General features: G+C 69.3%; 17 protein-coding genes. 7 read left to right on the forward strand and 10 right to left on the reverse strand.

Annotation, left to right across the window (positions count from 1 at the left end; all coding sequences use genetic code 11):
• Positions 1-5 precede the first annotated feature (5 nt).
• Positions 6-926, reverse strand: coding sequence for a LysR substrate-binding domain-containing protein (locus AC1RRS_RS15675; protein ID WP_492855942.1), 921 nt, complete (start codon positions 924-926; stop codon positions 6-8).
• 95 nt (positions 927-1,021) lie between these two features.
• Here AC1RRS_RS15675 and AC1RRS_RS15680 point away from each other — a divergent pair, with 95 nt between their 5' ends.
• The gene (locus tag AC1RRS_RS15680) at positions 1,022-1,195 is read left to right on the forward strand and encodes a hypothetical protein (protein WP_492855943.1); all 174 of its coding nucleotides are present in this window, start codon (positions 1,022-1,024) and stop codon (positions 1,193-1,195) included.
• A gap of 4 nt (positions 1,196-1,199) precedes the next feature.
• On the opposite strand, the gene AC1RRS_RS15685 is transcribed toward AC1RRS_RS15680, so the two are convergent.
• Genes AC1RRS_RS15685 through AC1RRS_RS15705 form a run of 5 tightly spaced genes read right to left on the reverse strand, consistent with a single transcriptional unit; the run spans position 1,200 to position 3,609 of the window.
• A complete protein-coding gene (locus tag AC1RRS_RS15685; RefSeq protein WP_492855944.1) occupies positions 1,200-1,760 on the reverse strand; it encodes a hypothetical protein in 561 nt (186 codons plus the stop codon).
• Positions 1,757-1,909 carry a hypothetical protein gene (locus AC1RRS_RS15690; protein WP_492855945.1) on the reverse strand — a complete coding sequence of 51 codons (153 nt, stop codon included), beginning with the start codon at positions 1,907-1,909 and terminating at the stop codon, positions 1,757-1,759. Before AC1RRS_RS15690 ends, AC1RRS_RS15685 begins: the two co-directional genes overlap by 4 nt.
• On the reverse strand, positions 1,906-2,082 hold the full coding sequence (locus AC1RRS_RS15695) for a DUF4169 family protein (protein ID WP_110119937.1): 177 nt from the start codon (positions 2,080-2,082) through the stop codon (positions 1,906-1,908). The genes AC1RRS_RS15690 and AC1RRS_RS15695 overlap by 4 nt, the downstream gene beginning before the upstream one ends.
• Positions 2,083-2,101: 19 nt before the next feature.
• A complete protein-coding gene (locus tag AC1RRS_RS15700; RefSeq protein ID WP_492855946.1) occupies positions 2,102-3,022 on the reverse strand; it encodes a DUF6807 family protein in 921 nt (306 codons plus the stop codon).
• Complete coding sequence (locus AC1RRS_RS15705) at positions 3,022-3,609, reverse strand: glutathione S-transferase family protein (RefSeq protein WP_487288374.1); 588 nt, start codon at positions 3,607-3,609, stop codon at positions 3,022-3,024. Before AC1RRS_RS15705 ends, AC1RRS_RS15700 begins: the two co-directional genes overlap by 1 nt.
• Before the next feature lie 155 nt (positions 3,610-3,764).
• Between AC1RRS_RS15705 and AC1RRS_RS15710 the strand changes: the two genes are divergently transcribed.
• Positions 3,765-4,001, forward strand: a complete 237-nt coding sequence (locus AC1RRS_RS15710; RefSeq protein ID WP_110119940.1) for a DUF2171 domain-containing protein — start codon at positions 3,765-3,767, stop codon at positions 3,999-4,001.
• Positions 4,002-4,074: 73 nt separating this feature from the next.
• Here the strand turns inward: AC1RRS_RS15710 and AC1RRS_RS15715 are convergent, their stop codons facing one another.
• Positions 4,075-5,277 carry a pyridoxal phosphate-dependent aminotransferase gene (locus AC1RRS_RS15715; protein WP_487288373.1) on the reverse strand — a complete coding sequence of 401 codons (1,203 nt, stop codon included), beginning with the start codon at positions 5,275-5,277 and terminating at the stop codon, positions 4,075-4,077.
• A gap of 285 nt (positions 5,278-5,562) precedes the next feature.
• On the opposite strand from AC1RRS_RS15715, the gene AC1RRS_RS15720 reads away from it, so the two are divergent.
• Complete coding sequence (locus AC1RRS_RS15720) at positions 5,563-6,147, forward strand: hypothetical protein (protein WP_492855947.1); 585 nt, start codon at positions 5,563-5,565, stop codon at positions 6,145-6,147.
• Positions 6,148-6,279: 132 nt separating this feature from the next.
• Here AC1RRS_RS15720 and AC1RRS_RS15725 read toward each other — a convergent pair whose 3' ends face one another.
• Both AC1RRS_RS15725 and AC1RRS_RS15730 read right to left on the reverse strand, forming a co-directional pair.
• Positions 6,280-6,813 carry an NADPH-dependent FMN reductase gene (locus AC1RRS_RS15725; RefSeq protein WP_492855948.1) on the reverse strand — a complete coding sequence of 178 codons (534 nt, stop codon included), beginning with the start codon at positions 6,811-6,813 and terminating at the stop codon, positions 6,280-6,282.
• Between the two features lie 61 nt (positions 6,814-6,874).
• Positions 6,875-7,543: a nucleotide-binding protein gene (locus AC1RRS_RS15730; protein ID WP_487288369.1), complete on the reverse strand. Its 669-nt coding sequence runs from the start codon at positions 7,541-7,543 to the stop codon at positions 6,875-6,877.
• A 216-nt stretch (positions 7,544-7,759) separates the two neighbouring features.
• On the opposite strand from AC1RRS_RS15730, the gene AC1RRS_RS15735 reads away from it, so the two are divergent.
• Both AC1RRS_RS15735 and AC1RRS_RS15740 read left to right on the forward strand, forming a co-directional pair.
• Complete coding sequence (locus tag AC1RRS_RS15735) at positions 7,760-8,473, forward strand: TVP38/TMEM64 family protein (protein WP_487288431.1); 714 nt, start codon at positions 7,760-7,762, stop codon at positions 8,471-8,473.
• Positions 8,474-8,720: 247 nt separating this feature from the next.
• On the forward strand, positions 8,721-10,307 hold the full coding sequence (locus tag AC1RRS_RS15740) for a 2-isopropylmalate synthase (protein ID WP_487288368.1): 1,587 nt from the start codon (positions 8,721-8,723) through the stop codon (positions 10,305-10,307).
• Positions 10,308-10,425: 118 nt separating this feature from the next.
• On the opposite strand, the gene AC1RRS_RS15745 is transcribed toward AC1RRS_RS15740, so the two are convergent.
• Complete coding sequence (locus AC1RRS_RS15745) at positions 10,426-10,899, reverse strand: hypothetical protein (RefSeq protein ID WP_492855949.1); 474 nt, start codon at positions 10,897-10,899, stop codon at positions 10,426-10,428.
• 125 nt (positions 10,900-11,024) lie between these two features.
• On the opposite strand from AC1RRS_RS15745, the gene AC1RRS_RS15750 reads away from it, so the two are divergent.
• Both AC1RRS_RS15750 and AC1RRS_RS15755 read left to right on the forward strand, forming a co-directional pair.
• Entirely contained in the window at positions 11,025-11,609 is a 585-nt protein-coding gene (locus AC1RRS_RS15750) for an O-methyltransferase (protein WP_110119946.1), read from the forward strand.
• On the forward strand, positions 11,606-12,484 hold the full coding sequence (locus AC1RRS_RS15755) for a DMT family transporter (protein WP_492855950.1): 879 nt from the start codon (positions 11,606-11,608) through the stop codon (positions 12,482-12,484). Before AC1RRS_RS15750 ends, AC1RRS_RS15755 begins: the two co-directional genes overlap by 4 nt.
• Positions 12,485-12,715: the final 231 nt, after the last annotated feature.

Here is a 12,715-nt window from a genome sequence, read left to right on the forward strand (position 1 = left end):
TCAGGTCAGGCGATGTCCCTGTAGCGGGCGACGGCCGGGTCGGCGGCGACCGCTTCCAGCAGCCAGTCGCGGAAGGCGGCGATCTTGCGCACGCGCCGGCGCTCCTCCGGATAGGCCAGCCAATAGCCGCCGCCGTAGCGGGGCGCGATGTCGAACGGCTGCACCAGGCGTCCGGCGGCGATGTCGGGCGCGAAGAAGATCGGCGAGCCCAGGGCCAGGCCCTGGCCGGCGAGCGCCGTGGCCACTTCCACCGACTGGGCGTCGGCGGCCAGGCGCGGCGCCTCGGCTCCCTCGCGCGGCGTGACGCCGGCGGCGGCGAACCAAACGGCCCATTCGCCGGGCGAGCCAATGCGGGGCGCGTCCAGCAGGTCGGCGGGGCGCTCGAAGCCGCCCATCCGGGCCAGGAAGTCCGGCGAGCACAGCGGCGTCTGCACGAAGGGCATCAGGAAGTGGGCGGTCAGGCCCGGCCAGTCGCCGTTTCCGGCGCGCAGGGCCAGGTCGGCCTCGCCGCGCGTCAGGTCGCGCATGGCCGAGGTGGTGTCGAGGCGCACGGCGATGCGCGGATGGGCCAGCTGGAACGCGCCCAGACGCGCCGCCAGCCAATGGCTGGCCAGGCTCTGCATGGTGGTCAGGGCCAGCACGCCCTCGTCCGCCTCGATCAGGTCGGCGAAGGCCGAGCGCAGCAGGCCCATCGACTCGGTCGCCGCCCGTGACAGCCGCTCGCCGGCCGGGGTGAGATCGACCTCGCGCACCTTGCGCACGAACAGCGCCTGGCCCAGCCGCTGCTCCAGCGCCTTCACCTGCCAGCTGACAGCGGCCTGGGTGACGCCCAGCTCGTCGGCGGCGCGCGTGAAGCTCTTCAGCCGGGCGGCGGCTTCGAAGGCGCGCACGGCGCCGAGCGGAACGGATGCAAGGATGTCTGCCATAAGTCTGGCTTATCCATAGCTCAGCGAACCGCGTTTGTCGCGGGCCGCGATCAAGCCGATCTTCCTGACATTGAAAGGCGTCAGGAGGCGCGATCATGGAAGAGTTCCACAAGACCCATAAGGAAACCACGTTCGGCTGGGTGTGGGCGATCGAACGCCTGATCGCCGCCTGGAAGAGCCAGGCGGCGCCGCCGCCGGTACCGACGGCGCCGGTGATCGGCTGCTGTGACGCCCTGCCCAAGGGCGCGCGCTACCTCGTTCTGCGGTGAGGGCTCAGCGCCGGAAGCGGCGGTAGAGCAGAAACCCGATGAAGCCGGCCGCCAGGGTCAGGGCCGCCGAGATCGCCGCCCGCCAATGCACCTTGCGGTTCTTTTCGCTCTTGGCCTGCGCGGCCAGCCGCGCCTTCTGGTCCTCGGGCCGCAGCAGCCAGTCCGCGCCGGACTTGGCGCCGAGCAGCACGCGCCGGGGCGCGCCGCCGGGACCTGCGGCCAGTTCATAATAGCGCACGGTGGCGTAGCGGCCCGCATGATCGCCCAGCCGTCCGCCGCCGTTCAGGCAGTCGTCGGCCGCCGCGCCGACCGGCGCGCAGCGCAGGCGCAGGCGGCGGCCATCGACGGTCTCGTAGTCGTAGCCGTCGGCCTGGGGCTTGTCGGTGGGGCTCCTCAGCACGCCGATCGTCAGCACCGTCTTGTCGCGCGGCGGCGGCGTCCAGGCCGGATCGAGCGGCGTCGCCCAGGTCCAGATCGTGTTCCAGCCGATGACGGCGACCAGAATCGGCGCGAAGCGGACGGCCAGGGCCTGGAACGGCCAGGGAGAACTGGGCGGCTTGGTCATTCGGTCAGGGAGGAAGGCGCGGCTGAGGCCTTGCGGCGTAGCATATGGAAGGCGCCGATTCCGACGACGTAGAGCGCCAGTTCGGCGAACTTTCGTTCCTGGCCGGAAAACGATTCCGCCCGCCGCGTGCGGAAGAACGGCTCCGTCATTCCTCGCGTTTCGCGCCGTCCAGCGTGCGCGACAGCTTCTCGGCGCGGGCGGCGTCGAGGGTCTTTTCGGCCTTGGTGCGGCCAAAGCGGGCGCGGTTCTCAGCCGCGACCTGCTTGGCGTCGGTCTTGGCCTTGGCCTTGCGGGCCTGGTTGAGGTTGAGGATCTCGGCCATGGGTTCGGTCTTGCGGTCTTCAGGGCTTCGGCGCTGCGGCGGGCTTGGGAGCGCGCTTGCTGGCCGGGCGGATGATCAGGGTCTCCTGCAGGCGCAGGCTTTCACCCTTCTTGATCACATAGGGCGCGCGTCCGGGGAAGACGCAGTTCTGCATGGAGAGCTCGTTGCGCAGGATCCAGCGGGTGACCGGCTTGTCGTTCGCCTTGCAGCTCAGCCCCACGGTCCAGGCCGGAACGCCAGAGCCGCTCGCGGCCGATGACCAGGCGAAGCCCATGGCCTTGCCGGCCTCGACCGGTTCGTTCTGCGGCTTCACCTGCTTGCCGCCCGAGCCGAACACCAGGGCGTCGGGACGGATCAGGCGGATCGAGAAGCCGCCATAACCCTTGGCGTCGTCGCTGCCGCCCAGGGCCAGGGTGTCGGTGCGGGCGGTGATGGTCGTGTCGAAGTCGATCCGCCGCGCGCCGCCCTTCAGCGGATGGACGGTGACCTTGGTGGTCTCGGCGGCGGCGTAGACCACCTCCGGCCCCGAATTGACCAGCCAGTCGGCCTTGATCGTCACGATCCCGCGCCCGGCCGCGTCGCCCTCGAAGCCGCGGTCGTGCACGTGGAAGCTCAGGCCCTGCATGAACCAGCCGTCTCCGACGCTCTTGCCGTTCACCAGCACCTGATGCCAGCTCCAGAACGCCCCGCGCTGGTGCAGGTGGTCGGCGGGGCGATCCTCGGTCAGCACCGTTCCGTCCGGCGCGTAGAGCGGGTGGACGTAGTTGGCGCGGCCCGGCTCCTTGGCCGGGTCCAGCGGCTTGGTGCGGTAGACGAGGGCGGTCTTGCCGTCTTCCGTCACGGTGATGGCGTCGTCGCTGAGCGCGGCGTCGATGCGGCCGGCGAAGGCGGGCGACGCGAGCGTAAGAAGCGCGGCGGCGAGCAGGGCGGCTTTCTTCATCAGGAGAGGTCGTCCTTGGTCAGGGCGCGGGCGAGGGCGGGACGGGCGTTGGCCCGGGCCAGCCAGGCGTCATAGACGGCGTGGGGCGGCAGCATCTGGCGGGCGAACTGCAGCAGGCTGACGAACAGGATGTCGGCCGCCGAGAAATGCTCGCCCAGCAGCCAGGGCTGCGTTTCCAGGGTGGTGCGCAGGCGCTCGTCGAGGGCGGCGTACTGGGCCTTGTCCTGGTCGTCCTGCCGCTTCTTCCAGAGATTGGTCACCGCCGGCTCCAGCACGCCGGCGTAATAGGCCAGCCAGCTGAGATAGGGGCCGCGATGCGGGTCGCTGATCATGGGCCCGAGGCCCGCGGTCGGGAACTTGTCGGTCAGGTAGAGGGCGATGGCCGCGCTTTCGGTGATCAGCACGTCGTCGTCCAGCAGGGCCGGCACCTGGCCGTGCGGATGGGGGTTGCGCGGGTCGGGCGCGCCCGTGCCCGTGGTGCTGCGGAAGATGTCGACCTTCTCGATCTTGTAGGGCGCGCCCAGTTCCTCCAGCAGCCAGAGGAAGCGGGTCGAGCGCGAGCGCGGCGCGTGAAACAGGGTGAGCATGGCGGCGTCTCCTGGGACCCGTCTCTTTCGCGGGTCTCGCCAGCGAACGTATGGCGAACGCGAGGCCTCGGCAATCGGGAAACCAACGGTCGTCCACGGCCGTTGATGCGGTCAGGGCCGCGCTATGACGGCGCGGCCGATGGGAGGACACATCCATGATGGATGCATCTCAAATCCACGAACATCTGGAAGTCGTCGGATCGGACGGCAAGCACGTCGGCCGGGTCGACCACGTGGTCGGCACCGAGATCGAACTGGCCAAGTTCGACCTCGGCGGCGGCCTCAAGCACCACATGATCCCGCTGTCGTGGGTCGACTATGTCGACGACGACGCGGTGCACCTGAGCCTCACCCAGGAAGACGCCAAGGCCCGCTGGCGCGAAAAGCACTGAGGGACGCAGGCTCAACGAAAAAGGGGACCGGCCATCGGCCGGTCCCCTTCGATCGATCTGAGGCTCTGAACGCCTACTTCACGCTGGCGCAGAAGCGCTGGATGCGCTGGCAGGCGTCTTCCAGCACGTCGTTGCTGGTGGCGTAGCTGATGCGGAAGAACGGCGACAGGCCGAAGGCCGCGCCGTGCACGACCGCCACGCCCTCGGCTTCCAGCAGTTCGCCGGCGAAGTCCTCGTCGGTCTCGATGACCTTGCCCGAGGGGGCCGTTTTGCCGATCACGCCGGCGCAGGACGGATAGACGTAGAAGGCGCCTTCCGGGGTCGGGCAGTGCAGGCCCTGGGCCTGGTTCAGCATCGACACCACCAGGTCGCGGCGTTCCTGGAACAGCTTGGCGTTCGGCTTGATGAAGTCCTGCGTGCCGTTCAGGGCCTCCAGCGCCGCCCACTGCGAGATCGAGCAGGGGTTGGACGTCGTCTGGCTGATCATCTTGCCCATGGCCTTGATCAGCGCTTCGGGACCCGCGGCGTAGCCGATGCGCCAGCCGGTCATCGAATAGCCCTTCGAGACGCCGTTCATCGTCAGGGTGCGGTCATAGAGCTTGGGCTCGACCTGGGCGATGGTGGTGAATTCGAAGTCGTCGAACACCAGGTGCTCGTACATGTCGTCGGTCAGCACCCAGACCTGCGGGTGGCGCAGCAGCACGTCCGCGATCGCCTGCAGTTCGGCGCGGGTGTAGGCGCCGCCCGAGGGGTTGGACGGGCTGTTGATGATCAGCCACTTGGACTTGGGCGTGATCGCCGCTTCCAGCGCTTCCGGCGTGATCTTGAAGCCGCTCTCGGCGGTGGTCTCGACCGAGACGGGCGTGCCGCCGGCCAGCAGGGTCATGTCGGGATACGACACCCAGTACGGCGCGGGGATGATCACTTCGTCGCCCGGGTTCAGGGTGGCGACCAGGGCGTTGTAGATCACCGGCTTGCCGCCCGGAGCGACGTGCACCTGGCTCGGCTTGTACTCCAGGCCGTTCTCGCGCTTGAACTTGTCGCAGATCGCCTGCTTCAGCGCGGGCATGCCGTCCGGGTCGGTGTACTTGGTGTGGCCGGCCTTGATGGCGGCGATGGCCGCGTCCTTGATGTTGTCCGGGGTGTCGAAGTCCGGTTCGCCGGCGGAGAGGGCGATCACGTCGCGACCGGCGGCTTTCAGCGCGCGCGCCTTGGCGCTGATGGCGATGGTGGCCGAAGGTGCGATGCGCCGCAGGGCGGCGGACTCGAGCGACATGGTCTTGGACTCCCCTGGAAAGGACCGGTTTCAGGATTGCGGCGGTCTTTACGCCCGACCCCTTCGCGGCGCAACGCGAGACCGGACTAAAGCTGCGCTTCTTGCCAGGCTGTGGCGGTCGCGCTACCGCTACCATTCGATAACAAGGGTCCGCCGCGCGTACGGCGGAGCCACGCGTCGGGGGACGTGGTCGGAGCATCCGGCATCCCCCTGGGAAGGAAACGGCCCGCCGACTCGCACAGGCGAGCGGTCACAAGTCACGCCTTTCGGAAGGGGGAACACCTGATGAAGAAGACCATCCTCGGAGCCGCCGTTGCGGCCCTCGCCCTGTCGCTAGCCGCGCCGGTCGCCTCGGCGCGCGACGAGGGGATCATGAAATACGCCCTCAACAAGCCCTCGACGGCCTGGAACGTCTACGGCCCGGGCCAGACCAACGGCTACGTCAAGGACAAGGCCGTGGCCGGCGGCGGCGGGGTGCGGGTCGTGGTCGCCACGCCCGACCCGGCGGCGGCCTGGCGGGTCTCGGGCGGCCAGGCGGTCAACGGCAAGATCACCAAGGGCGACGTCATCACCGTGGCCTTCTGGGCCAAGGCCGAAGCGGTGGAGGGCGGCCCGGCCGCGGCCACGGTCGCTTCCGTGCGCGTCCAGCAGTCCAGCGAGCCGTGGGGCGGCATCGTCGAGGGCGGCTCGGTGAAGGTCGATGGCGCCGAGTGGAAGATCTACAGCGTCAGCGGCCGCGCCACGATGGACGCCGACAAAGGCGGGGCGGGCGTGGCCCTGCACCTGGGCTCGACCAAGCAGACGATCGTGCTGGGTCCGCTGTTCGTGCTGGACTTCGGCCCGAACTACGATCCGTCGCAGCTGAAATAGGGGGCGGGCGCTTAGATGCTCCCCCTCTGGGGGAGCTGTCGCGAAGCGACTGAGGGGGTCTGCTCGGCATAGGCCGGCGCTACCCCCTCCGGCCCTCTGGGCCACCTCCCCCAGAGGGGGAGGATCTTGGGCTCAGCCCCGCACCGCCTCCACGAACCCCGCCAAGTGCCTCCGCAGACCCTCGATCGTGCGTTCGTCCGTCAGCACGCCGTCGAGGATCTTCACATGGGCCTGGCCGACCAGCACGTCGCCCTGCGGCTCGGTGCGGGCGCCGGCGCGGCGGAGGCTAAGGCGCAGGGCGTCCTGGGCGCGGACGGTTCCGGTGATCCCGGGCGAGGCCCCGAACAGGCAGCACAGCTTGCCGGCCAGCGGCGCGGACTTGCTGCGCGAGGCCCAGTCGATGGCGTTCTTCAGCACGCCGGTGATTCCGCCATTGTATTCGGGGCAGGCGATGACCAGGCCGTCGGCGGCGCGGACCGCCTCCTTCCAGGCGACGACGGCGGGCGGATCGCCTTCGTCCTCAAGGTCCTGGTCGAAGAACGGCAGGTCGCGCAGCGAGAACGGCGTGATCGTCACGCCCTCCGGCGCCAGGTTCTGGGCCGCGCGCAGCAGGGCGGTGTTGAGCGAGGCGGCCCGCAGGCTGCCCGAGACGCCGAGAAGGTTCATGCGCGACTCCGAGGAAAAGGGAGGCGCGACCATGCCCGTCGCCGTCGGGCGGGGGCAAGCCTCAGCCGGCGCGAACGGCGGCGAGGTCCGCTTCGGTCAGGTGAAGCTGGGCGGCGACCTGGCTCCACAGGCGGCCGATCTCCTGGGCCGCGGCGCCGGCCGGCTCCCATTCCAGCACCGAGCGGCCGTGGGCGATCGACTGCTGGAAGGCCGTGCGCGAGCGTAGGCCGACGACGGCCAGCGGCAGGCCGCAGAAGCGCAGGGCCTCGGCCGCCTTGACAACGCTGGACGGCTCGACGCCGCCGCGCTTGGCCGGGGCCTGGTTCAGCACGATCAGGCCGCTCTTGCCCAGGCGGCGCACGGCCTCGGCCGAGCGGGCGACGGCGGCGATGTCGAGGAAGGTCGGGCGGCAGACCAGCAGGCACAGGTCGGCGACATTGACGGCGGTGACGACGTCGGCGTCGGGCGCGGCGGGCGTGTCGACCACCATCAGGTCGAAGGCCTCGTGCTCGGCGTGGAAGCGGGCCTGGTGCAGCTTGCCGGCGCTGCTTTCCAGCAGCACGGGACCGTCGGCGGCGCGGCCGCGCAGCACGTCGGACGCCGAGCGCTGCGGATCGATGTCGGCCAGGATCGTCCGGCGGCCGGCCAGATGAGCGGCGAGCGCCAGGTTGACGGAAAGAGTGGTTTTGCCCGCGCCCCCCTTGCGCGAGATGACGGCCAAGGTCTTCACGTTCGTTTCCTCACTGCGCCCGCGTCCCCCTGCAGGCCTGTGGATAACTAGCGTTGGTATACGACGTTATCGCAACGTCAAAGTCGCCACGCGGGAATCCGGCCCCTCGGCGCCCGCCGCCGGGGCGAACTTTTCCCGTCGATGCACAGCGGCCACGCTTTTGACGCCATCGGGGCGCTTGACCCGGCGCCGACCATGCGCGAGGCAGGACCCGTGATCATCCGCCGTCTCATAGACTTCTTCACCAACATGGACGCCCGCGCCTGGCGCGCGGTGGCCGTCTCCTTCGTGCTGTTCGGCGGGGTGGGGATCGTCTTCCTGTTCGGCGCCCAGCTTCTGGGCCTCAACGGCGAGACCACGGTCGAGCAGTGGCTGACCGCCGCGCACGGCCCCTGGGCGCTGCCGGCGGCCGTCGGCGCCTTCGCGGCCCTGGCCTTCGTGGGCGTGCCGCAGTTCGTGCTGATCGCCGCGGCGGTGGTCGCCTTCGGTCCGTGGACGGGCTTGGCCTACAGCTGGATCGGCACCCTGGTTTCGTCGCTGGTCGGTTTCTGGGTCGGCCGGGCGTTCGGCGGCAAGATGCTGGCCAGCCTGCCCAGCGACGGCGTGCACAAGTTCATGAAGCTGATCGGCAAGAACGGCTTCCTGGCCAGCCTGATCGTGCGCCTGGTGCCGTCCGCGCCGTTCATCGTCGTCAACATGGCCGCCGGCGTCACGCCGATGAAGGTGCGCGACTTCACGGCCGGCACCGCGATCGGGATCATCCCCAAGATCGCCCTGACCGCCTTCGCCGGGAACACCATCGTCCAGGCCATGCGGGGCGGCGGGATCCAGCACATCGTGATGCTGGTCATCGCGGCCGCGATCTGGATCGGGGCGGGTTGGGTCGCCCGCAATTGGCTGAAAGCCAAGGAAGAACAAACCGACGCTTAATTCCGAGCGGGGCATTTTTTGCCCCTAGCGCGGCGAAATGCCCGTCTTGCGAGCAAACGGCTTGCTGGATTTGGCGTGGTTCGCTAAACAATCCGTCATGTGCCGCGAACGCGACAATCTCCTTCTCCTTGCGCTGGGGCTTAGCCGCCCCTGGGCGTCCGTCTAGCCGCGCGTACGAATCGTCGCGGCCGGTCGCTCAGGGGATGAACCGCCCTTCAGCCCTCCGGACCTCGCGAAAGACAACTCCATGACCGCCCCGATCACCGCCGCCGTCGATTCCAAGAAAGAGTCCGGCCGCGACAACGTCGTCATCTTCGACACCACCATGCGCGACGGCGAGCAGTCGCCCGGCGCCTCGATGTCGCTGGAAGAAAAGCTGGAACTGGCCAAGATCCTCGAAGAGATGGGGGTCGACATCATCGAGGCCGGCTTCCCGATCGCCTCGAACGGCGACTTCCAGTCGGTCAACGAGATCGCCAAGATCGTCAAGAACTCGACCATCGCCGGCCTGTGCCGCGCCCACCAGGTCGACATCGACCGCTGCGCCGAGGCCCTGCGCCCGACCCAGCGCGGCCGCATCCACGTGGTGATCGCCACCTCCGACCTGCACATGAAGCACAAGCTGCAGATGGAGCCGGACGCCGTCATCGACGTGATCGCCCGCTCGGTGACCCACGCCCGCAACCTGCGCGACGACGTCGAGTGGTCGGCCGAGGACGCCACCCGCAGCGACCGCCAGTTCCTGCGCCGCGCCATCGAGACCGCCATCAAGGCTGGCGCCACGACGATCAACCTGCCCGACACGGTGGGCTACACCTATCCGTCGGAATACGCCGACCTGTTCAACTGGATGGTCAACAATGTCGAGGGCGCCGACAAGGTGATCTTCTCGACCCACTGCCACAACGACCTGGGCCTGGCCGTCGCCAACAGCCTGGCCGGCGTGCAGGGCGGCGCCCGTCAGATCGAGTGCGCCATCAACGGCCTGGGCGAGCGGGCCGGCAACGCGGCGCTGGAAGAAGTGGTGATGGCCCTGAAGGTGCGCGGCGACAAGCTGCCCTACGACACCCGCATCGACACCACCCACATCACCCGCGCCAGCCGCTACGTATCGGCCATCACCGGCTTCCCGGTGCAGTACAACAAGGCCATCGTCGGCAAGAACGCCTTCGCGCACGAGAGCGGCATCCACCAGGACGGCATGCTCAAGAACCGCGAGACCTACGAGATCATGACGCCGGAATCGGTGGGCCAGGCCCCGTCGAGCCTGGTCATGGGCAAGCACTCGGGCAGCCACGCCTTCCGCGCCAAGCTGAAGGACCTGGGCTACGAGCTGGGCCAGAACGCCCTGAAGGAGGCCTTCGGCCGCTTCAAGGACCTGGCCGACCGCAAGAAGCACGTCTACGACGACGACATCATCGCCCTGGTCGACGACGCCCTGGCGCGCGGCTCGGAGAAGATTCGCGTCTCGCACCTGCGCGTGGTGGCTGGCACCGAAGGCCAGTCGGCCGAGCTGACCCTGGACGTCGACGGCCAGCCCAAGAGCGCCGAGGCCTCGGGCGATGGTCCGGTGGACGCCGTGTTCAACGCCATCCAGAAGATCGTGCCGCACAGCGCCGCCCTGCGCCTGTTCCAGGTGCACGCGGTCACCGAGGGCACCGACGCCCAGGCCCAGGTCTCGGTGCGTCTGGAAGAGGACGGCCGCATCGCCACCGGCGCGGCCGCCGACACCGACACCCTCACGGCCTCGGCCAAGGCGTACGTCAACGCCCTCAACAACCTCTTCGCCCGCAAGGAGAAGAGCGCGCCGGCGGCCATCGCCAGCGGGTTCTGAGGAACGCGCGACGCCGTCCTCGCCCTTCGACAAGCTCAGGGTGAGGACGAATGTCGGTCCTGTGCAGTAGAAACCTCACCCTGAGCCTGTCGAACGGCGAGGTTTCGAAACCCTAGCCTTAAGCCGCCTTGTGCCAGCCCCAGCGTCGCGTCGCCAGGATCTCGGCGGCGAGGTGCGCCTGCGGCTGCACGTCCAGGCCCAGCTGGGCCAGGCCCTCGCACAGCGACAGGCGTTCCTCCGCGTCCACCACGGCGCTCACGTCGATCACCATCACCCCGCCCGGGCGCAGCAGGCCCAGGGTGGAGGCCGCGGTCGCGCGCATGTCGTCGGCCGTGGGGCAGCCCACGACCAGCAGCACGTCGTTGCGCTCGTCGGCGGCCGAGCAGGTGGCCCGGCGGGCGATCTCGACGCGCTGGTAGCCACGCCGCCACAGCTGGCCCATGGCCTCGGCCGCGTCGGGTCCGGTCACGGCGACGAAGCACAGCGGGGTGGACTGGGCGAGCTCGAGCATCCGGTCGAGCGTTGGATCGATCCCCTCGGTCGGGACGCCCAGCAGGAACTGTGCGGCTTGACGAAGCGGGTGGGCAGACATGGTGAACACCTTGTTAGGGAACGCAGCTTAAGTGCGCCAACCCCACTGTTCTGACGCCGCGCCGCGTCAGGGCGCTATTCGTAAACCCGCCGCCGGCGTAAGGGCGGCATAAAGGAGCCGAACCCATGAGCTCGACCCTGGAAGGCAGCGTCGCCTCGCCGCCGCGTTGGCACGAAATCGCCATGCGCACCATCGAGGCCGGTTTCGACATGTCGTCCGAGGCGCGCATCGGCGAAATGCTTCGCATGCTCGCCGTGGGCCGCAAGGCGCTGCTGGAGATGGGCACGGGCACGGGCCTGGCGACCGCCTGGCTGCTGGATGGCATGGACGAGGACGCCCGCCTGGCCACCGTCGACAACGATCCCGAGGTCCAGGCCGTGGCGCGCGACGTGCTGGGCGAGGACCCGCGCGTCGACTTCGTCACCGAGGACGGCGCGGCCTATCTGGCGGGCCAGAACGACGGCGGCTTCGACCTGATCTTCGCCGACGCCGTTCCCGGCAAGTACGAGAGCCTGGACGACGCCCTGCGCCTGCTGCAGGTCGGCGGCATCTATGTGGTCGACGACATGTCGCCTCAGCCGAACTGGCCCGAGGGCCACCAGGCGCGGGTCGACGACTTGGTGCTGCGCCTGGCCAGCGATCCGCGGCTGGCCATCGTCGGCATGGACTGGGCCTCGGGCGTTCTGGTGGCGGCGAAGAGAGCGGCATGATCTGGATCCCCATCACCATCGGCGCGGCGGCCCTCCAGGTCGCCCGCAACGCGGCGCAGCGATCGGTGATGGGCGGGGCCGGCCCCTGGGGCGCGACCCTCGTTAGGTTCCTGTTCGGCCTGCCGTTCGCGATCGTCTTCGCCGCGATCGCGTTCCTGGTCACCAAGGACCCTCAGGCGCATCTGACCACGCGCTTCTGGCTGGGCGCCTTCGCCGGCGCCGGCCTGCAGATGGCGGCGACGGCGGCGCTGCTGGTCGCCATGCAGCGCTCCTCCTTCGCTCTCGGCACGGCCATGCAGCAGAGCGGCCTGCCGTTCGCCCTGGTCTGGGGCGCGCTGCTGTTCGGCGACCAAATCAGCGGCCTGCAATGGGCCGGCGGCCTGGTGGCCACGGCCGGTCTGGCGGCTCTTTCCTGGCCGCGTGGTCCGGTGACGATGAAGCGCGGCGCGGCCCTGGCCGGTCTGGGCGCGGGGGCGATGTTCTCGCTCAGCGCCAACTGCTTCCGCCAGGCCTCGCTGACCTTCGATCCCGCGCACCTGGCCTATTCGGCCTTCGTGACGGTGATGGTGGTCCAGGCCATCCAATCGGTCGCCCTGACGGCGATCCTGATGGTCCGCAATCCCGACGCCGTGGTCGCCGTGCTGGCGGCCTGGCGCAAGTCGCTGGGCGCCGGTTTCTGCGGCGCGGCGGCTTCGGGCCTGTGGTTCACGGCCATGGCGCTGTCGCCGGTGGGGCCGGTGAGGGCTGTCGGCGTGGTCGAAATTCCCTTGGCCGCATTGGCCGGACGCCGGTTGTTCGCCGAGCGGTTGACCCTGTTTCAGATCCTCGCCGGGGTGGTCACGGCCGCCGGAGTCATCATGGCGGCGCTCGGCTAGTTTTCGCCACGTTTATGCGTTCCCCCTGCCGCTTCGCTCACGAGTTTGAAACAGGTGAGAAGGCTTGGCGAATAGACCTTGAAATCAACGCTTTCGCGGTGCAAACGGGCGGCGTCTCCCACACTCTTCCGGTGGTTGGACGACGGCGCGGCCCGGCGGCTGCGCTCCCGTCGCCGCAGGAAGGCGCAGGGCAGGGCAAGGCGATGATCCGCGTACGCGGGGAATCATGTT

The sequence above is a fragment of the Caulobacter sp. GW821-FHT12A07 genome, from assembly GCF_058807655.1.

Excerpts from the sequence above, each read along its gene's own strand:
- AC1RRS_RS15675 (WP_492855942.1), bottom strand. The coding sequence starts at position 926 with ATGGCAGACATCCTTGCATCCGTTCCGCTCGGCGCCGTGCGCGCCTTC.
- AC1RRS_RS15680 (WP_492855943.1), top strand. The coding sequence starts at position 1,022 with ATGGAAGAGTTCCACAAGACCCATAAGGAAACCACGTTCGGCTGGGTG.
- AC1RRS_RS15685 (WP_492855944.1), bottom strand. The coding sequence starts at position 1,760 with ATGACCAAGCCGCCCAGTTCTCCCTGGCCGTTCCAGGCCCTGGCCGTC.
- AC1RRS_RS15690 (WP_492855945.1), bottom strand. The coding sequence starts at position 1,909 with ATGACGGAGCCGTTCTTCCGCACGCGGCGGGCGGAATCGTTTTCCGGC.
- AC1RRS_RS15695 (WP_110119937.1), bottom strand. The coding sequence starts at position 2,082 with ATGGCCGAGATCCTCAACCTCAACCAGGCCCGCAAGGCCAAGGCCAAG.
- AC1RRS_RS15700 (WP_492855946.1), bottom strand. The coding sequence starts at position 3,022 with ATGAAGAAAGCCGCCCTGCTCGCCGCCGCGCTTCTTACGCTCGCGTCG.
- AC1RRS_RS15705 (WP_487288374.1), bottom strand. The coding sequence starts at position 3,609 with ATGCTCACCCTGTTTCACGCGCCGCGCTCGCGCTCGACCCGCTTCCTC.
- AC1RRS_RS15710 (WP_110119940.1), top strand. The coding sequence starts at position 3,765 with ATGATGGATGCATCTCAAATCCACGAACATCTGGAAGTCGTCGGATCG.
- AC1RRS_RS15715 (WP_487288373.1), bottom strand. The coding sequence starts at position 5,277 with ATGTCGCTCGAGTCCGCCGCCCTGCGGCGCATCGCACCTTCGGCCACC.
- AC1RRS_RS15720 (WP_492855947.1), top strand. The coding sequence starts at position 5,563 with ATGAAGAAGACCATCCTCGGAGCCGCCGTTGCGGCCCTCGCCCTGTCG.
- AC1RRS_RS15725 (WP_492855948.1), bottom strand. The coding sequence starts at position 6,813 with ATGAACCTTCTCGGCGTCTCGGGCAGCCTGCGGGCCGCCTCGCTCAAC.
- AC1RRS_RS15740 (WP_487288368.1), top strand. The coding sequence starts at position 8,721 with ATGACCGCCCCGATCACCGCCGCCGTCGATTCCAAGAAAGAGTCCGGC.
- AC1RRS_RS15745 (WP_492855949.1), bottom strand. The coding sequence starts at position 10,899 with ATGTCTGCCCACCCGCTTCGTCAAGCCGCACAGTTCCTGCTGGGCGTC.
- AC1RRS_RS15750 (WP_110119946.1), top strand. The coding sequence starts at position 11,025 with ATGAGCTCGACCCTGGAAGGCAGCGTCGCCTCGCCGCCGCGTTGGCAC.
- AC1RRS_RS15755 (WP_492855950.1), top strand. The coding sequence starts at position 11,606 with ATGATCTGGATCCCCATCACCATCGGCGCGGCGGCCCTCCAGGTCGCC.